22 protein-coding genes are annotated in these 20,422 nt (G+C 62.5%); 10 read left to right on the top strand and 12 right to left on the bottom strand.

Annotation, left to right across the window (positions count from 1 at the left end):
* Positions 1-35: 35 nt before the first annotated feature.
* Genes JOE27_RS24690 through JOE27_RS24675 form a run of 4 tightly spaced genes read right to left on the bottom strand, consistent with a single transcriptional unit; the run spans position 36 to position 2,961 of the window.
* Positions 36-1,193, bottom strand: coding sequence for a glutathionylspermidine synthase family protein (locus JOE27_RS24690; protein ID WP_204920597.1), 1,158 nt, complete (start codon positions 1,191-1,193; stop codon positions 36-38).
* 2 nt (positions 1,194-1,195) lie between these two features.
* Positions 1,196-1,897, bottom strand: coding sequence for a DUF1190 domain-containing protein (locus JOE27_RS24685; RefSeq protein ID WP_177433142.1), 702 nt, complete (start codon positions 1,895-1,897; stop codon positions 1,196-1,198).
* Positions 1,898-1,923: 26 nt separating this feature from the next.
* Positions 1,924-2,349, bottom strand: coding sequence for a DUF350 domain-containing protein (locus JOE27_RS24680; RefSeq protein ID WP_115275394.1), 426 nt, complete (start codon positions 2,347-2,349; stop codon positions 1,924-1,926).
* A 12-nt stretch (positions 2,350-2,361) separates the two neighbouring features.
* Positions 2,362-2,961 carry a DUF2491 family protein gene (locus JOE27_RS24675; protein WP_115275395.1) on the bottom strand — a complete coding sequence of 200 codons (600 nt, stop codon included), beginning with the start codon at positions 2,959-2,961 and terminating at the stop codon, positions 2,362-2,364.
* Between the two features lie 558 nt (positions 2,962-3,519).
* Here JOE27_RS24675 and dusA point away from each other — a divergent pair.
* The 3 genes from dusA (at position 3,520) to JOE27_RS24660 (ending at position 7,705) form a co-directional block, all read left to right on the top strand.
* A complete protein-coding gene (dusA, locus tag JOE27_RS24670) occupies positions 3,520-4,527 on the top strand; it encodes a tRNA dihydrouridine(20/20a) synthase DusA (RefSeq protein WP_046787894.1) in 1,008 nt (335 codons plus the stop codon).
* Positions 4,528-4,775: 248 nt separating this feature from the next.
* Positions 4,776-5,702, top strand: coding sequence for a transaldolase (gene tal, locus JOE27_RS24665; RefSeq protein ID WP_046787893.1), 927 nt, complete (start codon positions 4,776-4,778; stop codon positions 5,700-5,702).
* Between the two features lie 143 nt (positions 5,703-5,845).
* Complete coding sequence (locus tag JOE27_RS24660) at positions 5,846-7,705, top strand: alkaline phosphatase D family protein (protein WP_204920596.1); 1,860 nt, start codon at positions 5,846-5,848, stop codon at positions 7,703-7,705.
* 67 nt (positions 7,706-7,772) lie between these two features.
* Here the strand turns inward: JOE27_RS24660 and rssC are convergent, their stop codons facing one another.
* Both rssC and rssB read right to left on the bottom strand, forming a co-directional pair.
* The gene (rssC, locus tag JOE27_RS24655) at positions 7,773-8,255 is read right to left on the bottom strand and encodes an anti-sigma factor antagonist RssC (protein WP_039602918.1); all 483 of its coding nucleotides are present in this window, start codon (positions 8,253-8,255) and stop codon (positions 7,773-7,775) included.
* Positions 8,252-9,436 carry a two-component system response regulator RssB gene (rssB, locus tag JOE27_RS24650; protein ID WP_204920659.1) on the bottom strand — a complete coding sequence of 395 codons (1,185 nt, stop codon included), beginning with the start codon at positions 9,434-9,436 and terminating at the stop codon, positions 8,252-8,254. Before rssB ends, rssC begins: the two co-directional genes overlap by 4 nt.
* 269 nt (positions 9,437-9,705) lie before the next feature.
* Here rssB and JOE27_RS24645 point away from each other — a divergent pair, with 269 nt between their 5' ends.
* The gene (locus tag JOE27_RS24645; protein WP_046786444.1) at positions 9,706-10,005 is read left to right on the top strand and encodes a PilZ domain-containing protein; all 300 of its coding nucleotides are present in this window, start codon (positions 9,706-9,708) and stop codon (positions 10,003-10,005) included.
* Positions 10,006-10,056: 51 nt separating this feature from the next.
* Here JOE27_RS24645 and JOE27_RS24640 read toward each other — a convergent pair whose 3' ends face one another.
* Positions 10,057-10,764, bottom strand: a complete 708-nt coding sequence (locus JOE27_RS24640; RefSeq protein WP_012313585.1) for a VacJ family lipoprotein — start codon at positions 10,762-10,764, stop codon at positions 10,057-10,059.
* A 188-nt stretch (positions 10,765-10,952) separates the two neighbouring features.
* Between JOE27_RS24640 and JOE27_RS24635 the strand changes: the two genes are divergently transcribed.
* Together JOE27_RS24635 and JOE27_RS24630 are read left to right on the top strand one after the other, a co-directional pair.
* Entirely contained in the window at positions 10,953-11,516 is a 564-nt protein-coding gene (locus JOE27_RS24635; protein ID WP_046786445.1) for a hypothetical protein, read from the top strand.
* 123 nt (positions 11,517-11,639) lie between these two features.
* Entirely contained in the window at positions 11,640-11,903 is a 264-nt protein-coding gene (locus JOE27_RS24630; RefSeq protein WP_012313583.1) for a DUF4404 family protein, read from the top strand.
* Positions 11,904-12,008: 105 nt separating this feature from the next.
* On the opposite strand, the gene queF is transcribed toward JOE27_RS24630, so the two are convergent.
* Positions 12,009-12,839: an NADPH-dependent 7-cyano-7-deazaguanine reductase QueF gene (gene queF / locus JOE27_RS24625; RefSeq protein ID WP_119688581.1), complete on the bottom strand. Its 831-nt coding sequence runs from the start codon at positions 12,837-12,839 to the stop codon at positions 12,009-12,011.
* 68 nt (positions 12,840-12,907) lie between these two features.
* The gene (locus JOE27_RS24620; protein WP_204920595.1) at positions 12,908-13,411 is read right to left on the bottom strand and encodes a cupredoxin family protein; all 504 of its coding nucleotides are present in this window, start codon (positions 13,409-13,411) and stop codon (positions 12,908-12,910) included.
* 153 nt (positions 13,412-13,564) lie between these two features.
* Between JOE27_RS24620 and cinR the strand changes: the two genes are divergently transcribed.
* Complete coding sequence (gene cinR, locus JOE27_RS24615; RefSeq protein ID WP_115275399.1) at positions 13,565-14,245, top strand: two-component system response regulator CinR; 681 nt, start codon at positions 13,565-13,567, stop codon at positions 14,243-14,245.
* Entirely contained in the window at positions 14,245-15,582 is a 1,338-nt protein-coding gene (locus JOE27_RS24610) for a heavy metal sensor histidine kinase (protein WP_281069930.1), read from the top strand. The genes cinR and JOE27_RS24610 overlap by 1 nt, the downstream gene beginning before the upstream one ends.
* 126 nt (positions 15,583-15,708) lie before the next feature.
* Here the strand turns inward: JOE27_RS24610 and JOE27_RS24605 are convergent, their stop codons facing one another.
* From JOE27_RS24605 to JOE27_RS24595, 3 genes are read right to left on the bottom strand one after another with little or no spacing between them, the layout of a single operon-like run.
* Complete coding sequence (locus tag JOE27_RS24605) at positions 15,709-16,950, bottom strand: lipoprotein-releasing ABC transporter permease subunit (RefSeq protein WP_204920594.1); 1,242 nt, start codon at positions 16,948-16,950, stop codon at positions 15,709-15,711.
* 56 nt (positions 16,951-17,006) lie between these two features.
* Entirely contained in the window at positions 17,007-17,690 is a 684-nt protein-coding gene (gene lolD / locus JOE27_RS24600; RefSeq protein WP_172655298.1) for a lipoprotein-releasing ABC transporter ATP-binding protein LolD, read from the bottom strand.
* 7 nt (positions 17,691-17,697) lie between these two features.
* Positions 17,698-18,948: a lipoprotein-releasing ABC transporter permease subunit gene (locus tag JOE27_RS24595; protein ID WP_115275402.1), complete on the bottom strand. Its 1,251-nt coding sequence runs from the start codon at positions 18,946-18,948 to the stop codon at positions 17,698-17,700.
* A gap of 93 nt (positions 18,949-19,041) precedes the next feature.
* Here JOE27_RS24595 and JOE27_RS24590 point away from each other — a divergent pair, with 93 nt between their 5' ends.
* Positions 19,042-19,626, top strand: a complete 585-nt coding sequence (locus JOE27_RS24590) for a PilZ domain-containing protein (RefSeq protein WP_115275403.1) — start codon at positions 19,042-19,044, stop codon at positions 19,624-19,626.
* Between the two features lie 31 nt (positions 19,627-19,657).
* Positions 19,658-20,374: a glycerophosphodiester phosphodiesterase gene (locus tag JOE27_RS24585; protein WP_046786451.1), complete on the top strand. Its 717-nt coding sequence runs from the start codon at positions 19,658-19,660 to the stop codon at positions 20,372-20,374.
* The last annotated feature ends 48 nt before the right edge of the window (positions 20,375-20,422 follow it).

Below are 20,422 nucleotides of genomic sequence, written 5' to 3'. Positions count from 1 at the left end.
GACCAGGCGCATCCTGAAACCGACCAGAGGGCCGGTCAGCCCAATACCACATGCGGCAAGAAGCGCGAGCTGTCCTTGGTGATCAGCGAATCATCTTCACGAATGCCAAGCCCCGAGGCCTTGTCGCCAATCACCCACGAACCAATCAGCGTGTAACTGTCAGCGAACTTCGGCAAAGGTGCAAAAGCCTGCAGAATATAGGGCGCATCGTCATAAGGCCCGTCTTCAAAAACCCGCCGGCCATCCTCGGTGCGGATATCCACGTTGGCGCCCTCACGGGAGAAGTACGGCTTGCGCACCCAGCCTTTGGGCACCGGGGCCTGCGGCTTGTCGTCGACGAAGGCCGGCAGCAGGTTCGGATGCCCCTCGAACCACTCCCACAACAACGGCAGGATGCCTTTGTTGGAGATCAGTGCCTTCCACGGCGGCTCGACGAACTGCGTGTCGCAGCCGGTGATCGCCTGGCCGAAGTCCTCATGAAAGATATGCTCCCAGGCATGCAGCTTGAACAGGCGCTGGATGGGCTGGCCCTGCAGGTCGACGAACCGGCCGTTGTCGTGCAGGCCGATGTCTTCCAGGTCGATATGCCGTGTGCGAACACCCGCATGCTCGGCCATCCTGCGCAGGAAATCCGTGGTGCCACGGTCTTCCAGCGAGCCTGAGATGGTCGAAAAATAGAACGCGCCCTGCCCCGGCATAGCGGCAAACGCCTGCACCAGGTCTTCAGCCAGGGTATTGAACTGGCTGGCGTGTGCAGGCAGCAGCCCACGCGCTATCTGCTCCTCCAGCCAGATCAGCTGGAAAGCGGCCGCCTCGTAAAGTGAGGTTGGCGTATCGTAATTGGCTTCGATGAGTTTCGCCGGGCCATTGCCGTCGTAACTGAAGTCGAAGCGCCCGTACAGGTGGGGCTGTGCCTGCTTCCAAGACCTGCGCACCAGGTCGAAGAAGGCCGGCGGGATGGCCAGGCGGGCCATCAGCGCTTCGCTGTCGACAATGCGCCCGACCGCCTCCAGGCACATGGCGTGCAGCGCTTCGGTCGGTGCTTGCAGGTCGCGCACCACCTGGGCTTCGCTGAATTGGTAGTAGCCGCGCTCGTCCCAGTAACGCTCGCCATCGATGGTGTGGAAGGCGAACCCCTCACGCTCGGCAGTCGCGCGCCAGTCGGGGCGCTCTGCCAGCTCGACCTTGCGCATGCTCACCCCCCGAAAAAGCTGCCGGACTTGCCACCCCAGCCGCTACGGGCTGTGGCCTGGCTGCCAAAACCACCACGGGTGATCGATGCCGACGAGGCTGGATGAGATTCCTTGCGGCTCCATCTGCCGCCACCGCCGCCACCCCCGGACGAACCTCCACTGCTGTTTTGTTCATCCTCCCTGGCTCGCTGGATTCCACCCAAGGCCCCATTGTGCGGCCCAAGGCGCGTTCCACTGCGGTTGGCATACAAAGGCTGTGCGCGAAAACGACGGTCGCTGTTGCTGACCACCTGCCCGAGCAGGATACCGGCCACCGCTGCGCTGGCCACATGCCCATAGCCCCCGCCCTGAGCGTAGCCAGCGTCAAGTTGTGACTGGGTCACCTCAGCGGCACTTTCCAACTCGAACCCATTCATGAGCGGCATGTATCGCCCACCGACGGTGGCCTGGCAATTGTCTGCACCGAACTGCGCCTCACACTCGCTCTGGAACGCGAACGTTGGCGCCTGGCGTTGATAGTCGCTCTGCGCCTGCTGGTAGGCATCGGTGCAGATAGCGTTCGGCACTCTGTCATCTACACAGGCAGCGACGGTGTCGTAATTGACCTTTTGGCTGACCGTATACAGTTGTTCCTGCGGACCACAGGCCGTCAGCGCCAGTGGTAACGAACCGGCCAGTACCAGCTTGAAGGAGCTACGTTTCATCGGCGATTTCATTGGCATCCTCCCGCTCAGGCCGAAGGCGTCATGCAGGCCGAGTTCAGAAAGCCCACGCTGATCGCCACGCTGGCGGCGTAGATGGCAGCTGCCATCTCGCCCTGGGCGATGCGCCGTGACAGGCCACGCAGCACTAGGCTGGTGAGGCCGAAGGCAATCAACTGCACCACAGCTGCGATCACCACCCAGGCGACAAAATCGAGAATGCTGACGCTGTAGGCGATGATGTTGCTGGCCGGCAGCGAAAACCCGATCAGCGAACCACCCAGCGCAATAGCGGCCGCCGGGTTGTTTTCGCGGATCAGGGCGAACTCGCGGTGCGGCGTGAGGCGGGTATAGATGAACTGGAACAGCCAGAACATCAGCAGGGCCACACTGATATAGAGGATGAAGCCCGTCACCGCCGAGGCGTTGAGGGACAGGCGCAAAGCGTCGAGCATGGGAGATCCTTGTCAGGTTACGTGAAAGTCCGTGGGGAACAGGGTGATACCCAGCGAGGTGGTGTAGGTAAGCGCTCCGTGCTCATCTTCTTCGACCGAGAGCAGCAGAAATTCGCGCCGGCCTGGCAAACCGGTGTCACGGGCATACAGCATGGACCGGTGCTGGATGCGGTAGCGTGCCTCGGGGCTGGTAACCGCTTCGCATAGCGCAACCCATTCGGCGAGCCCCGCTTCGCGGCCCCATTGCCGGGAGTACAAACTGCCTTCGTGCTCGAAGATCGGCATTCCGGCCTTGGGCACGCTGCCGGTCAGGCGTTGCAGGTGCGCCTGGTCATGGACGGGTACTGCGCTGTGGTAGCCGAACAGCACGATATCGCCCGGTACGGCGCCGTTCATCAGCACCTGCAACCAGTAGTCTTCGTTGTCCAGGTAGAAACGCAACAGGCGCACCGATTGGCCGAGGTCGACCTCGCCAATGGCCCAGACCGCTTCCGGGCCAGGCACCTGAAGCTCCGAGATGCCGTGCAGCAACGGTTTCAGTGAATGGGCAGGCGTGAAGTTGCTGCCACTGCGCAGGCCAAATGGCAGGCTGGCCTGGTGTAAAAGCGACATCGAATACTCCCTGGGGTCGCGGCTTTCCTTGCTGGGGGGCGACACATTAGCGGGTTTCATTGCTAGGGCCAATGCTGATCCTCCGTGGAGGGTTTTCGCAGGTGATAGTTGAGGCCAAAACCAAGTTCGGGCTTGCAGACCCGGCCGCTGTTTTTTGCAGCGGCCCAGCGAGACTAGGGAGCTCAGTTTTCCATCGCAATGGCTCAAGGGCGCGGAAAGGGTGATTCAGAAATGGACTACAGGCTAGAGGGAAAATCTGATCCCACATCTGTAGGAAACCGTTAAAACCATCGCCCCGAAAAGACGGACAAAGAATTTTCACCTCGTTCACTCACGCTTTCCGCGCCCCTCACTTGCCTATGAACAGGCGAACATCCAGCGCTCTTGGTAAACTAGGACATCCTTTTTATGAGGCTGGTATCGACGGGGTAGCTCACCGCCACATCGGCCTTGTTCCTTGCTTGTATTCCTTGCCATTTTTTTCGGCGTTACTCACGTGAATGAGGCTGGTTCACAGCAAAACCCCGAATAAATTGGTACAAAAGTGCGTAGACCTGAATGCCCCTAGATACCGCAACCCCACAAACCACGCGCCCTGAGCCCTCCCGCCGCTTCAGCGTTGCGCCGATGATGGATTGGACCGACCGCCACTGCCGGTTCTTCCTGCGCCTGCTCTCCAGGCACACCCTGCTCTACACCGAAATGGTCACCACTGGCGCCCTGCTGCACAACGACGCGCACCGTTTCCTGCGCCACGATGTGTCCGAGCATCCGCTTGCCCTGCAGCTGGGCGGTAGTGTGCCGGCCGACCTGGCAGCCTGTGCGCGCCTGGCCGAACAAGCGGGCTATGACGAGGTCAACCTCAACGTCGGCTGCCCGAGCGACCGGGTGCAGAACAACATGATCGGCGCTTGCCTGATGGCCCACCCGGCGCTGGTGGCCGATTGCGTCAAGGCCATGCGTGATGCGGTGTCGACGCCGGTGACGGTCAAGCACCGCATTGGTATCAATGGCCGTGACAGCTATGCCGAGCTGTGCGACTTCGTCGGGCAGGTACGTGACGCCGGGTGCCGCAGTTTCACCGTGCATGCGCGCATCGCGATTCTGGAGGGGTTGTCGCCGAAGGAGAACCGTGAGATTCCGCCGCTGCGTTACGACGTGGCCGCGCAGTTGAAAGCGGACTTCCCGGACCTTGAGATTGTGCTCAACGGTGGCATCAAGACCGTGGCCGAGTGCCAGATGCACTTGGAGACGTTCGATGGGGTGATGATGGGGCGCGAGGCGTACCACAACTCGTATGTGCTGGCTGAGGTGGATCAGCTGCTGTTTGGCAGTGATGCGCCGGTGGTCAGCCGTAGCGAGGCGATGGCGCAGTTGCGGCCCTATATCGTGGCGCATATGGAAAGTGGCGGTGCGATGCATCACGTCACCCGGCATATTCTGGGGTTGGGCCAGGGCTTCAAAGGGGCGCGGCGGTTCCGGCAGTTGCTGTCGGCGGATATTCACAAGGCGCCGGAGCCGCTGGTGGTGTTTGACCAAGCGGCGGAGTTGTTGCAGGGGCGGTAAGGTGGTCTGGCGGGCCCTATCGCCGGCAAGCCGGCTGCCACAGGGGCCGCACTGCTCTTGTGGCGTCTGCTTCGCGGGTGAACCCGCTCCCACAGAGGGTGGGGGAAGCTTTCAAGGGCGGCGGGGAACCTCGTGCAGGCTGGTGACTCGAATCATCACCCCAGACAATTCGCCACCGCCCCACTGGCCCCTTGAGCGGCCGTCGGGGCTCGGGTAATGTCGAAACATCGCACAGGACAGAGCACGCCATGACTTCCAAGCTGGAACAACTCAAGCAGTTCACCACCGTGGTCGCCGACACCGGGGACCTGGACGCCATCACCCGCCTCAAGCCGGTCGATGCCACCACCAACCCCTCGTTGCTGCTAAAAGCTGCCGCCATCCCGGGTTATGCCGACCTGCTCAAGCAGGTAAAAAGCGATGCCAAGGGCAATGTCGACCTGGCGTGCGACAAGTTCGCCGTGGCGGTGGGCGCTGGCATTCTGAAAGTGATCCCTGGGCGCATCTCCACCGAAGTGGATGCGCGCCTGTCGTTCGACGAACCGGCACTGCTGAGCAAGGCCCGCCAGCTGATCGAGCTTTACCAGGCCGCCGGCATTTCCAAAGACCGCGTGCTGATCAAGCTGGCCTCCACCTGGGAAGGCATCCGCGCCGCCGAGCAGTTGGAGAAGGAAGGCATCCAGACCAACCTGACCCTGCTGTTCTCCTTCGCCCAGGCCCAGGCCTGCGCCGATGCCGGTGTATTCCTGATTTCGCCGTTCGTGGGCCGTATCTACGACTGGTACAAGAAAAGCACCGGTCAGGAGTACGTGGGTGCCGAAGACCCGGGCGTACAGTCGGTCACGCGCATCTACAACTACTACAAGGCCAACGGCTACAACACCGTGGTCATGGGCGCCAGCTTCCGTAATATCGGCCAGATCGAACAACTGGCAGGCTGCGATCGCCTGACCATAAGCCCGGAGCTGCTGCAGCAACTGAGCGATGACCAGGGCGAGCTGCCCCAGGTGCTCAAGCCGGGCAATGCCGGCGAGGCCAAGCAGGTGCTCAGCGAAAGCCAGTTCCGCTGGGCCATGAACGAAGACGCCATGGGTACCGAGAAGCTGGCCGAGGGCATTCGCCAGTTCGCCCGTGACCAGGAGAAGCTGGAAAAGCTGATGGCTGACAAAGCCTGATACATATCCGGTTTGCCAGGCGGGCGGTGAATGTTCAGCATTTTCCGCCCGCTTTGCTTTAGCCGTTCAAAAAGCGTCTTGAATTCAAGGGCCTGTTCGCGACGGTTCGACGCGAATGGGCCGATTAGCCACCAGAGCTGTCCATGACTTCCTCCCCTTTGCCCCTTGTTCTCGCCGGCCCTGTACTGCGCCGCCTGGAGCCTCAGCGCCTGGCCATCTGGCTGGTCGGCAGCCAACCCTTGCAGCCCGAGTTCACCTTGGACGGCGCGGCCAAGGTGGATTGCCAGGTCGTACCGATCGGCCAGCACGCCTTCATCCACCTGCTGGACATTCACTTTGCCCAGCCGCTACCCAGCAACGTTGAACTCGAATACGACCTGCTGATCAATGGCCAAGGTATCGCTGGCTGGGCGCCGCACCTGCTCTACCCAGGCCGCCGGCGCCCGAGCCTGGTGCTGCGCGACCGCCTGGACCAGCTACTGCACGGCTCTTGCCGCAAGCCGCACCACCCCGCTGCCGATGGCCTGCTTTGCGCCGACCGGCTGCTGCAGGCCTGTACGCGCCCCGAAGAGCGCCCGGCCGTGCTGTTGATGACCGGCGACCAAGTCTATGCCGATGATGTCGCAGGGCCGATGTTGCGGGCGATTCATTCGCTGATCGAGCGCCTTGGCCTGTTCGATGAACACTTGGACGGCGCGGTCGTGGCCGACAGCAGGTCGCTCTATGACCACCCGGCCAGCTATTACCACCGCGCCGACTTGCTGCCTGCCCAGGAACGTAATGAAACCCTGCGTGAGCGATTCTTCGGCGGCAAGCGCAAACCGATCTTCTCCTCAAGCAATGCCGACAACCATCTGGTGACCTTCGCCGAGGTCATGGCCATGTACCTGCTGGTCTGGTCACCAACACCTTGGCAACTGGTCGCACTCGACATGCCTGCGGGCCTTGCCGACCCGCACCAGGCGCGCTACCGCAAGGAACTGCCGCTGATTCAAGCGTTCGCCGACGACTTGGGCCAGGTGGCGCGGGTAATGGCGCATTTGCCTTGCCTTATGATCTTCGACGACCACGACATCACCGATGACTGGAACCTCTCGGCGCAGTGGGAAGAAACAGCCTACGGCCACCCATTCTCGCGACGAATCATCGGCAATGCCCTGCTTGGCTACCTGCTGTGCCAGGCCTGGGGCAACGACCCGCAAGGCTGCAAGGCTATGGTCGGGCAGTGCCAGGCGCTGGCCAGCCCACAACTGGACAGCGAGCAACAGGACCATCTGATCGGTGAACTGCTGCGCTTTCAGGGCTGGCAGTTCAGCCTGCCCAGCAACCCGCCCCTGCTGGTGCTGGACACCCGCACACGCCGCTGGCGCAGCGAAAGCGACCTGGCCAAGCCTTCCGGCCTGCTCGACTGGGAGGCGTTGTGCGAACTGCAGCAAACGTTGCTGGACCACCCTTCGGCGATCATCGTGTCACCGGCACCGATCTTCGGGGTAAAGCTGATCGAGACGGTGCAGAAAGTGTTCAGCTGGCTGGGCCACCCGCTGCTGGTGGATGCCGAGAACTGGATGGCACACCGCGGTGCCGCCCGGGTGATCCTGAATATCTTCCGCCACTCGCGCACGCCGGGGCATTACGTGATCCTGTCAGGGGACGTGCATTATTCGTTCGTGTACGAGGTGCTGATCCGCCATCGCCAGCGCAGCCCGCACCTGTGGCAGATAACCAGCAGCGGGATCAAGAACGAGTTTCCCCGCCGCTTGCTGGACGTGCTGGACCGGCTCAACCGTTGGCTTTACTCACCGCGCTCGCCGCTGAACTGGTTTACCCGGCGGCGGGAGATGGAAGTGGTGCCGCGTACGCCCAGCCACAGCAAGGCCGGGGAACGTCTGTGGAATGGGGCGGGGCTGGGGCAAGTGTTTTTCGATGAGCAGGGGCGGCCGGCACGAGTGCTTCAGTTGGATGCCCGGGGGGGTGAAGCTACGGAGTTTGCGCGGCCGGATTAATCGATAGGGTTGCCGTTGCGGGCCGCTTCGCGGGTTTAACCGCCAAGAGGCCCAGGGAGGCGGTAGATCAGGACCGCTCCAGCGCGTTCACCAGGTCATGGAACGCTTCACGGTTGGAGTCATTCAGGCCCATGAGGATCTTGTGCGCCTCCAGCACCTTGGAGCGCACCACCTCTTCGTTCTGGTCCTGGGATGGCAGGTCGGTCAGGCATTCCGGGCACGGCACCGGGCGATCGACGATGTTGAACACCTGATCGAAGCCCATCGATTGCAGCAGGCGCGAAATATCCGGGTTGGTGGTGACCACGGTCGGCAGCAGGCCGACCTTTTGCCGCGACAGGATCGACAGCTTGGCCAGCAGGCCCAGGGTGGTGCTATCGATGCTCTCGGTTTCGGTGAGGTCGATGACGATGGCCGAGAAATTCAGCGCAGTGAAGATTTTCTCGATCGTCGCATCCAGCGCCGAACACAAGGTCAGGCGCACTTCACCGACGAATTTCAGCACGAAGGTACCACTTTGCTCGGCGAACTGGATTCTACCGGTACTCATTGAAGGTTCCTGCTTAACACCAATAGGGCGATATCATCCGGCATCTCCCCAAGCGTAGCCAATCCAAATCGTTGGCGCAGCCCATCCAGGCTACCACCCGCTGCCTTGACGATGTCCGGCAAGGCGGCCTCTTTATCTTTGAGCGTGTCCCCTGGCAAAAGATCCAGGATACCGTCTGACATCAGGGTCAGGCTGAACTGCGGTGGCAGTTCCATCACCAGGTCCTGGTAGGTTGCCTCATCGAACAGGCCCACCGGAAGGCCGCGGCCTTCCAGGTAGCGGGCCTGGCCTGGGGTATACAGCACCGGCAGTGGCAAGTGGCCGCCCACGGCATAAGTCAGCAGGCCGGTTTCTTCATCGATCACACCACCGACCATGGTCACGTGTTTACCCAGCTTGCAGTTGATCAGGCCACGGTTGATGTGGCTGAGCACTTCCGAAGGCTTGAATTCGCGCAGCTTGCTGCTGCGCTTGAATTCGAACATCAGCCGGGTGGTCATGAACTTCAGCAGCACGGTGACGAAAGCCGACGACGCGCCATGCCCGGAGACGTCGGCAAGGTAGAAGGCAATGCGCCGCTCATCCACGCGGAAATAGTCGGCGAAGTCGCCCGACAGGTACAGCGACGGGATGATCTGGTGCTCGAAGGCAAACTCCCCGGCAACCCAGGGGCTCTCTGGCAGCATGTTCATCTGCACCTGGCGACCGGCAGTCTGGTCCTCCTGCAACAGGTGCAGGCTGGCCTCCAGTTCCCGGTTGGCTGCCTCGAGCTTGTCGCGGTAACGCTGGTTTTCCACCACCAGGCGCGAACGGTCAAGCGCACGGCGCACCGAATGTTCGAGCACGGCAAGGTCTTCCAGCGGCTTGATCAGGTAGTCGGCGGCGCCCAGGCGCAAGGCCTCGACTGCATCGCTCATCACGCCGGCACCCGATACCACGATCACCGGCAACTGCGGCGCGCGCTCACTGACCTGGCGGATCAATTCCAGGCCGCCCATCTGCGGCATGCGCAGATCGCAGATCACGAGGTCGGGCTGTTGTTCTTCAAAGACCTGGAGCCCCTGCTGGCCATTACCGGCCTGGAGGACGCTGAAGCCACTGTCTTCCAGATAGGCGGCGAGGCTCGCACGGACCACGTCGTCATCATCGATGATCAGCAGCGTTGCACTGATTTTCTGCATGTGGGCGAACGGCGCCGATTTGGGTTGGTGCAGGGGCGTCTGCAAGGCTGACATCCAACTGCTGGAATACTCTGTGGTAACACTCTACTTGAGTTGTAGGCCAAGAACACGGCCCAGGCAACCGGCAGAGGTACTGTGTAAGGCGCAGACGGTACTCCCATCCGCCAGGCGTTTCAAGCATGCATGGGTCGAGTCTGGTGCTCTTTACAGGCTAAATCACCGAGAGTTATAAGAATGCGACCTGTGCAACCCGATGAGAAGGATGCAGCATGCCAAACACGCCCTCCAACCACAGTGAGAAACGCGACTTCATTCGCATGCGCATCGACACCGACGCCAGCCTGCTGCATGCCGGCCAGGTGATCGCAGCGGTATGCCTGGACCTGTCCAGTAGCGGCATGCAGGTGCAGGCGCCGCAGCGCTTTCAGGTAGGCGACACCTTGGAGGTACGGATCGACTCCGACCACCCTGCCCTCAAAGGCCTGCATGCCAGCACCGAAGTGGTCTGGATCGCCGACCAACCCGGTGGGCAGCAGAAATTTGGCCTGCGCATCCTGGCCATGCATTGATCTGTTACGAAAAAGGCGACCCGAAGGTCGCCTTTTTCGTGCACGCATGAATCAGAAGTCGTCTTCGACCTCGCCATCCTTGACCTTGAACTCGCGGTTCTGCAGGTAGGCGTTGCGAATGAAGATGTACTTGTCACCCTGAATCAGCTTTTCTGCCGACAACAGGCTGGCACGGGTATCGACCACATCCAGGGCGAAGATAGAGTTGCGGGTCGGCACATGGTCGATGTAGCGGTACGGCTTGGTGTAGCCGTCCGGGTACTTCGCCAGGCCGTCGCGCACGGTGCTCGGGCCCAGCAGCGGAATGACTACGTACGGGCCGCTGGGCAAGCCCCAGTAACCGAGCGTCTGGCCGAAGTCTTCGTCGCTGCGCTGCAGGCCCATCTTGGTGCCCACATCGAAGAAGCCGCCCAGGCCGAAGGTGGTATTGACGATCAGCCGCGCCGTATCAACACCCGCCGCATGCGGCTTGAGCTGCAGCACATTGTTGGCCAGGTTGGTGACATCGCCCAGGTTACGGAAGATATTGTGAATACCGTCTTCGAGGAACTGGGGCGTGACAGCCTGATAGCCCTGGGCCAAAGGCTTGAGGGCATAGGTGTCGAGGACATCGTTGAAGCGGAAGATCGGCCGGTTGACCGCCTCCCAGGGATCATCCTCGGTGGCAGCCTGGGTAGCCGCCACAGGTGCCAGCAGCAAGCTGGCACAGACACAGGCCTGGGTGACTCGCTCGATCACACCGGCACCGATCCTACGCATAGATGTTTCTCCATCGAATTTCTCGGCCGCTGGCGCAACGCATGCGCCGCAGGTAAGGCGGCAGTATAGAGGCTTGCGAGCTGATAAACACCTTTACACATTTTTCCTAAATATTTGTGAGCAGCTATTACAAGTCACAGAGACGTAACAATCGCCCAATAGCCTGCGGTGTATTTAGGGACGCTGCCATGCATGATGCACCTGCCTTCACCGCTGTGCTGTTCGGCCTGCGCGGTTGCCTGGTCCAGGCTGCCAACGGCAGCCCCTTGCCCGCCCCCGGCGCCCTCGAAACCCTGGCCGGCCTGCGCCGCCGACAGGTGCCATGTATCTGGCTCGATGACCTTAGCAGCCCCCAGGGCAAACGCCTGGCCAGCGTGCTGCCGGAGTGGTTGCCGGGGCACACCGCCAATGGCGTGCGATTGCCCGCGCCCAACGCCTGCTGGCAGGCACTGATGGCGCTGGACAGCCAACGCCTGGACGGCTGCGTGCTGGTCAGCGGCGAGCCGCGGCTGTTGCAATCAGGCCTCAACGCCGGGCTATGGACCATCGGCCTGGCCGCCTGCAGCCCGTCCTGCGACCTCGGCTCACAGCAATGGCAAGCCATGACCCCGCAGGAGCAGGAGCTGGCACGGGGCAAGGCCACGCTGGACCTGTTTCGCCTGGGCGTGCACTCGGTGATCGACCACCTCGAAGCGCTGGACACCTGCCTGACCGACATCGCCCTGCGCCGGCGCAAAGGCGAAAAACCCTGACACAGCAGCGTTGATACGGATCATGCAAAGCAACGGCGAGTGGATTACGCTAGAAGACAGGTGCGAACCTTTGCCGCTTCGCTGAGGTCCATGCCTTGCCAAGCCATTGATGGAGAACAGCCAATGCCTGCCCGCGAATTGCAAGAGCGCCTGAACAGCTTGCGCGAGCAACTGGATCGAAACATACCGCTTACGGATGAGGAGCTGGCCGCGCTGCATGAGGAAGCCAGACAGATCGAGGCGCAACTGAAGCTTGAGGAAGCTACGCCAGACAACAACCTGGTCGATGGTGTGAACCTGGCCATAGAGCGTTTCGAGGCCGACCATCCCGACCTCACCGCCACCCTGCGCAGCATTGCCAACTCGCTGCACAGTATGGGTATTTAGTAATAGCTGGGGCCGCTTCGCGCCCCTTTCGCGACACAAGGCCGCTCCTACAGAAGCGGCCTTGTGTCGCGAAAGGGGCGCGAAGCGGCCCCAATCACTCGAACCTTACTGACGCACCAGCCGCACGTTTTCAGGGCTGATCGCCCCAGTACTACGGTACGGATTGATATCCAGCCCACCCCGGCGCACATAACGCGCGTACACGGTCAGATGCTCCGGCTGCAGCAGGCTCTTCAAATCCAGGTAGATCCGCTCCACGCACTGCTCATGAAAGTCCGCATGCTGGCGGAAGCTGATCAGGTAGGTCAGCAGGCTGGCATGGTCCAACGCCCTACCCTTGTACTCAACCACAACACTGCCCCAGTCCGGCTGGCCGGTCACCGGGCAGTTCGACTTGAGCAGGTGACTGTGCAGGGTTTCCTCCACCACCCGCTCGGGGTTGCAGCGCAGCAACTCTGGCTGCGGCTGCTCGTAGTTGCTGATGGTCACATCCAATGCATCAATGCACTGCCCCGGCAGCGCAACCACACCTTGCGCCTCCACTTCTGCCAACGTGCGCACCTGCACGCTCACAGGCTTGCCAGCGGCAGCCGACAGGTCTTTCTCAAGGCATGCCTGCAACTCGCAGATGGTGGCGAACACCGTCTGGTTCAGTGAGTTCAGGTAGAGCTTGAACGACTTCGACTCGATGATGTTCGGCGAATCGGCAGGGATGGCGAACTCCCCTATCGCCACCACAGGTTTGCCGGACGGCAACAGCCAGGACAGCTCGAAGCAGTTCCAGTAATCCACGCCGTACCAAGGCAGGGTCTGGGCGGTCACACCCAGTTCGGCCCACTTGGCCGTGCGCGGGATGGGGAATAGCAACGAAGGCGTGTAGGTGGCAATGTATTCGCTGGATTTGCCCAGCGGGGAATGTTCGGCGGCGGGATGCATGGAAACTGACCTGAAGGTTCGGAAATACCCTTAGTCTACCGGTTTTACATCCCGCCTTGGAGCGCCAGTCACTCGATGGTCAATGCCCCGACCATGCCAGCCTGGTAGTGCCCAGGTACGTTGCAGGCGAATTCGATGGGCGCCGACTGGCGGAAGGTCCAGGTCAGCTCGGCGCGCTGGCCGGGCTGCAACAGCATCGTATTGCCAGCATCATGGCCATGGGCACCGTGGTCCATCTGGCCATGGCCCATACCCTCGTGGCTCATGCCGGCGGTGAACAGCTTGCCTTGCATGGCGATCATTTCTTTCTGGTGCTGGGCGTGCATGGCCTTGTCACCCAGGTTGAACTCATGGGGCAGCTTGCCTTCGTTGATCAGGACAAACCGTACGGTCTCGCCCGCCTTGACCTGCAGGTTCCCGGGCTCGAAGGCGATGTCCTTGAGCACGACCTCGACAGTGCGCGTGGCCTTGGCCGCCGGGGCCGGCTCGCCGAAAGCGAAGCTTTTGCCGGTGCCCGCGAGGGTGGGCAGGCTCAACAGGGCAAGCGTAGCGGCGACGAACAGGTGTTTCATGATGACTCCAGTACTTGCAACGGATATGAGGCCACTTTAGAAAGGGCTGACTGGCAGCTACCTGACGGCAAGATTACAACTTTGTCAGCTTGGGTGGAGGCCGGGATAGTCACGTATCATTTCAGCCATTACAGCGCCCATTCTGGACACCGCATGAAACTGCTGATCGTCGAAGACCAGGCCCGCACCGGCCAGTACCTGAGCCAGGGCCTCAGCGAGGCCGGCTTCGCCACTGAGCTGGTCGCTGATGGCGAAACCGGCCAGCACCTGGCCCTGAGCGGCGATCACGACCTGCTGATCCTTGATGTGATGCTCCCAGGCCGCGACGGCTGGCAGATCCTCCAGGCGGTGCGCCAGGCCGGCCTGGACACGCCGGTGCTGTTCCTCACTGCTCGCGATGCAGTGGAGGACCGCGTGCGCGGCCTGGAATTAGGTGCCGACGATTACCTGGTCAAGCCTTTCGCCTTTTCCGAACTGCTGGCCCGGGTGCGCAGCCTGCTACGCCGCGGTGCCAGCCCCAGCCAGGAGACGCAGCTGACCTTGGCCGACCTGCGCCTGGACTTGTTCCGCCGCCGGGCAGAGCGTGCAGGCCAACGCATCGACCTGACCGCCAAGGAGTTCGCCCTGCTTGAATTGCTGCTGCGCCGCCAAGGCGAAGTATTGCCCAAATCGTTGATCGCCTCGCAGGTTTGGGACATGAATTTCGACAGCGACACCAACGTCATCGAGGTCGCCATCCGCCGCCTGCGCCTGAAAATCGATGACCCGCACCGCAACAAGCTGATTCACACCGTGCGCGGCATGGGCTATGTGCTCGAGGAGCGCCACGACTGATGCGCAGGCTTTCCCTTGGCAGCCGTCTGGCCCTGTTGTTCGCCGCCTGTACCGCTGCCGTTTCGCTGGGGGCGGGCCTGCTGTTCAACCGCGCCAGCGAGCAACATTTCGTCGAGCTGGACCAGCAACTGCTCGAATCACGCGTGTCGCTTTTACGCACCCGGCTTTCCGGCCTGCAACGCCCTGCCGACCTGCAAGCACAGCTGGCAGCCCTGCGCAACGAGCTCAGCCACCAGGCCGACCTGGCCTTGCGCATCAATGGCAGCGATGGCAGCCCTTGGTACGCCAGCCGCTCCGCGCTGCCAGACGCGCCGGCCGGCCCAGGACTGGCAACGGTGCATGCCGACGGTGTCGATTACCGCAGCCTGGCCGTGCAACTGAACGACAGCGCCCGACTGACGCTGTTTCTCGACATCACCCATCACCAGCACTTTCTGCAGGGCATGCAACGCCTCATCTGGCTCACCGTCGGCCTGTCCGCGCTGGCCACGGCACTGCTCGGCGCCTGGGCCGCGCGCCGCGGGCTAAAGCCGTTACGGCAGATGGGCCAGGTGGCCGCCGGGGTATCGGCGCGCTCGCTGACCACCCGCCTGCCGGTGGCGCAGCTGCCGGAAGAACTGGCGGAACTGGGCAGCACCGTGAACGCCATGCTGCAGCGCCTGGACGACGCCTTCCAGCGCCTGTCGGCGTTCTCGGCCGATATCGCCCACGAGCTGCGCACGCCGCTGTCAAACCTGCTGACCCACACCCAGGTCACCCTCACCCGCCCCCGTAGCCTCGAGGAATACCGCGAAGCACTGCACGGCAACCTTGAGGAGCTGCAGTGGATGGCACAGATGATCAACGACATGCTTTTCCTGGCCAAGGCCGACCATGGGCTGCTGGCACCAGGGCAGGCAATGCTGGCGTTGCATGAAGAGGTGGACGCGCTGCTGGAGTATTACGCCCCCCTCGCCGAGGACAACGAAGTGCAGCTGCTGCGTGAGGGTGAGGCGACATTGAAGGGCGACCGGCATATGCTGCGCCGGGCACTGTCCAACCTGCTCGACAATGCACTGCGGTTTACGCCGGCAGGCGGGCAAATACGCGTGACGCTGGAGCCTGGGGGGAAAGTTTGCGTGGCCAATACCGGCATGCCGATCGAAGCTGCTTCATTGCCTAGGCTGTTTGACCGGTTTTATCGGGTGGACCCGGCGCGGCGCGAGGGCAGTAGCGAACATGCGGGGCTGGGCCTGGCAATCACCCGGTCGATCATCCAGGCCCATGGCGGGAGCATCCGGGCACAGTGCAAGGACGGCTGGACGCGGTTTGTAATCGAGTTCAGCGAGCCGCTTTAGATCGCGTGGGCTGATTTGCAGCCCCTTCGCGACACAAGGCCGCTCACAAAGCTGACGTGATCGCTGTAGGAGCGGCCTTGTGTCGCGAAAGGGGCGCAAAGCGCCCCCAATGATCTCAATGACCAATCAACCAGCCAGCCCGATCGCCGGCTGCACCTGCGAAGCGCGGTATGCCGGGTAGATGGTCGCCAGGAAGCTCATCACCAGCCCGGCGGTGCAGATGATCGCCACATCGCCCCACTGCAGCTCGGACGGCAAACTGCTGATGAAGTACACATCCGAGGTAAAGATGTGCTGCCCGCTCGCCCGCTCCAGCCAGCCGACGATCTGACTGACATTGAACGCAGCAATCACCCCGAGCACGCCACCGATCAATGTGCCGACGATACCGATCAGGCTGCCCTGGACCATGAAGGTGCCCATGATCTGTGCCGGGGTGGCGCCCAGGGTACGCAGGATGGCGATGTCCGGCCCCTTGTCGTTCACCACCATCACCAGGGTGGCGATGATGTTGAACGCCGCCACGGCGATGATCATCATCAGCAGCAGGCCGATCATGGTCTTTTCCATCTTCATGGCACTGAACAGGCTGCCCTGGGTGTGCGACCAGTCATCGGCGCGGTAGGCATCGCCCAGGCTGGCAGCAATGGCCTTGGACACCTGCGGTGCGGCATACAGGTCGTGCAGTTTCAGGCGCACGCCCTGCACCTGGCCTGGCGCCCAGCGCTGCATCTCGCCGGCATCGGCCACGTGCATGTAAGCCTGCGAACCGTCCAGCTCGGCACCCACTTTGAAGATGCCGACCACCGTCAGGCGCTGCATGCGCGGGGTGATGCCGCCCGGCTCCTTGCTGATTTCCGGCACGATCAGGGTCAGTTTGTCGCCGGTATTGAGGCGGAACCGGCGCGCAGTCAGCTCGCCGATCACCACGCCGTACTCACCCGGCTGCAGGGCCTGCAGGCGCCCCTGCACGATGTGCTGGCCGACGATCGAGACCTTGCCCTCTTCGGCCGGGTCGATACCGCTGACCTGGATGGGCTGCATCGCACCTTTGTAGGAGAGCATGCCCTCCATCTCGGTGATCGGCGCAGCGGCCATCACTGCCGGGTTCTGCAGTGCCGCGTCGGCAGCCTTGCGCCAGTCGTCCAGCGGCTGCACGCCGAGGATGCTGGCGTGTGGCACCAGGCCGAGGATGCGCGAGCTCATTTCGCGCTGGAAGCCATTCATCACCGACAGCACCACGATCATCGCCAGCACACCCAGGGACAGGCCGATCATCGAAGTCATCGAGATGAACGAGATGAAATGGTTGCGGCGCTTGGCACGGGTGTAGCGCGCACCGATGAACAAGGGCAAGGGTCTGAACATGTAAAACACCCACTGAAAAAGTTGCGGGGTGGCTCAGGCCACCCCGTGCAAGCGGCTCAGATCGCCACCAGATGACCGTCGTCGAGTTTCAGCACGCGGTCCATCTGGCGCGCCAGGTTGAGGTCGTGGGTCACCACCAGGAATGCCGTGCGCGATGCGCTGGACAGTTCCTGCATCAATTCCTGGATGCCTTGGGCGGTGTGGTGGTCGAGGTTGCCGGTCGGCTCATCGAGCATCACCAGGCCCGGCCGGTTTACCAGCGCCCGGGCAATGGCCACCCGCTGACGCTCACCACCGGACAGCTCGGCCGGCTTGTGGTGCAGGCGGTGGCCCAGGCCGACACGCTTGAGCAGTGCCTCGGCGCGCTCACGCGCCTCGGGGATCGCGGTGCGGCCGATCAGCAGCGGCATGCACACGTTCTCCATGGCGGTGAACTCGGGCAGCAGGTGGTGGAACTGATAGACAAAGCCCAGCTCGCGATTGCGCAGCAGGCCGCGGGCGCGCTCGCCAAGCGCCGACAGCTCTTCGCCGGCCAGCCAGACGCTGCCCTGGGTCGGCCGATCGAGGCCGCCCAGCAGGTTGAGCAAGGTGCTCTTGCCCGAACCCGAACTGCCGACAATGGCCACCCGCTCCCCGGCGTGCAGTTCGAGGTTGAGCCCGGCCAACACTTGTACCGACTCCGGGCCCTCGTCGTAGGACTTGCCCAGGTTGCGGCAACTCAGAACGGCTTTATCACTCATGCGCGACTCACTCATAACGTAGCGCCTCTGCAGGCTGGGTGCGGGCCGCACGCCAGGCCGGGTACAGGGTGGCGAAGAAACTCAGGACCAGCGCCGCACCGCAGACCATGTACACGTCCTGGGCCTGGATCTGCGAGGGCAGGTAATCGATGAAATACACGTCAGCGTTGAGGAACTTGTGCCCGATCAGTTTCTCGATGCCGGCGATCGCCGCGCTGACGTTGAGCGCAGCGAGGATACCGACCACTGCACCGATCAGGGTGCCAATCACCCCGATCACCGTACCCTGAACCATGAAGATGGCCATGATCTGCCCGGGCGTGGCGCCCAGGGTACGGAGGATGGCGATGTCACCGCGCTTGTCGTTGACCACCATCACCAGGGTGGAAATGATGTTGAACGCCGCCACCGCAACGATCAGCAACAGCAGCAGGCCGATCATGGCTTTTTCCATGCGGATCGCCTGGTACAGGTTGCCGTGGGTACGGGTCCAGTCGCGGCTGTAGTACTCCTGTTCACCCAAATGCTGGGCGATGCTCCAGGCCACGCGTGGTGCCTGGAACAGGTCGTCGAACTTCAGGCGCAGGCCCTGCACCTGGTCCGGCTTCCAGCGGTGCAGGCGTGACAGGTCAGCGATGTTGGTCAGGCCCAGGTAACCGTCGATCTCGCCGGCACCGACGTGGAAGGTGCCGACCACGGTGAAGCGCTTCATGCGCGGGAACATGCCGGCCGGCGTCACGCTGACCTCAGGGGCGACGAAGGTCAGCTTGTCGCCGATGGCCACCCCTAGCTTGGCGGCCGCCTTGTCACCGATCATGATGCCCCACTCGCCCGGCGCCAGCTGGTCGAGGCGCCCTTGCTGAATGAAGTTGTCGATGATCGACACCTCACGCTCGCGGCCTGGGTCGATACCGTTGAGCAACACCTTCTGCACCTTGCCATCATGGGTCAGCAGGCCCTGCATCTGGGTATAGGGCGCAACGGCCAGCACCTGCGGATTCTGCTTTACTTGTTGGGCAAGGGCAGGCCAGTCGTTGATCGGCTGGCCGCTCTCGAGCGTGGCGTGAGGGACCATGCCCAGCACGCGGGTACGCATCTCGTGGTCGAAACCGTTCATTACCGAGAGCACCACGATCATCACTACCACGCCCAGGGCGAGGCCGATCATCGAGGTCAGGGAAATGAACGAGACGAAGTGATTACGGCGCTTGGCACGGGTGTAGCGCGTACCAATGAATGCGAAAAGAGGTCTGAACATGTCGGGGCTTGTTCGGATGAAAGGGAACGTCCTTGTGGCGAGGCGCCTGCGGCGGCTTTACACTCGGACCACCGCCGCTACCATGGGTTCGCCATGACGACATTAGACGAAGAAGATCGCCGCGAATACTACCGCATCGAAGATCGGATCGCACTGGAAATCAGCCCCCTGAGCGCGGCCGAAGCCCTTGAGCCAGAACTGTTGCAGGATGATTCACCACTGTTCAACCTGCTCAGCGAGCTGCACCTGTCCGACTTCGAGTCCCAGCACCTGTTGCGTCAGCTAAGCGAAAAGGACCGCACCCTGGCGGCGTTCCTGCGGGCGCAGAACAAGCGCCTGGACCTGCTCAGCGCGGTGGTCGCGCAAACCCTGATCGGCGAGATCGGCCAGCCCCAGCGGGTGATCATCTCCGAAGGCGGCATCGAATTCGCACAAGCCCAGCAAATCGCCCCGGGCACCCGGGTCAAAGTGAAGATGGTGTTGATGCCCCGCGCCCACGGCCTGCTGCTGCGCGGCAAGGTTACCCACTGCGACCCGCGCGCCGATGGCAGCTTCGAACTCGGCACCGAATTCACCGACATGACCGATGCCCAGCGCCAGTTGCTGGCCCGCTACATCCTGCAGCGCCAACAGCAGCAACGGCGCCAGCAGCTGGAACAGGGCGACCCTGCCTCCTGAGCCTTTTCATTTTTGACCTGAAGGAACGAACGTGACCCTCATCTATGGCCACCGCGGCGCCAAGGGCGAAGCGCCCGAGAACACTCTGCACAGCTTCCGTCAGTGCCTGTCCCACGGCGTGACCCGCTGCGAACTGGACCTGCACCTGTCGGCCGACAATGAGCTGATGGTCATCCACGACCCTACCCTCAAGCGCACCACCGGCCGGCGCGGCAAGGTGGTCGAACACCCGGCAGCCGACCTGGTCACCTACGACGCACGCAAGGGCGGCCCGGGCCATGTGCAGCCCTGCCCTATCCCACGGCTGGAAGAACTGTTCGAAAAATGCCCCTTCGAGCACTGGCAACTGGAGGTCAAGAGCGCCTCGCGGACCCGTGCCGCCACCACGGTGCTGGCGATTCGGGAACTGGCACAGCAGTACGGCCTGCTGGACAAGGTGACCATCACCTCAAGCTCGCGGGAAGTACTGGGTGCTGCGCTGGAACTGGTGCCTGACGTGAAGCGCGGCCTGGTCGCCGAGTACGCCTGGCTCGACCCGCTGAAGGTCGCGCAGAACTATGGCTGCGATCTGCTGGCCTTGAACTGGACATTGTGCACTCCCGAGCGCCTGCTCAAAGCACAGGGCCAGGGTTTGCATGTGTCGGTGTGGACGGTCAACGAGCCGGCACTGATGCGCCGGCTCGCTGATTTTGGCGTGGACAGCCTGATTACAGACTTTCCCGGTTTGGCCAAGACCACCCTCGGGTAGGGCTGAAATCGGTCTCCCCGACCGGCTCAGGCCACCGGCCGGAGCCGC

Origin of the sequence: Pseudomonas sp. M5, from assembly GCF_016907075.1 — a bacterium.
GTDB lineage: Bacteria > Pseudomonadota > Gammaproteobacteria > Pseudomonadales > Pseudomonadaceae > Aquipseudomonas > Aquipseudomonas putida_E.
The sequence above is the reverse complement of the archived record's forward strand: the minus strand, read 5'-3'. Positions and strand labels throughout refer to the sequence as shown.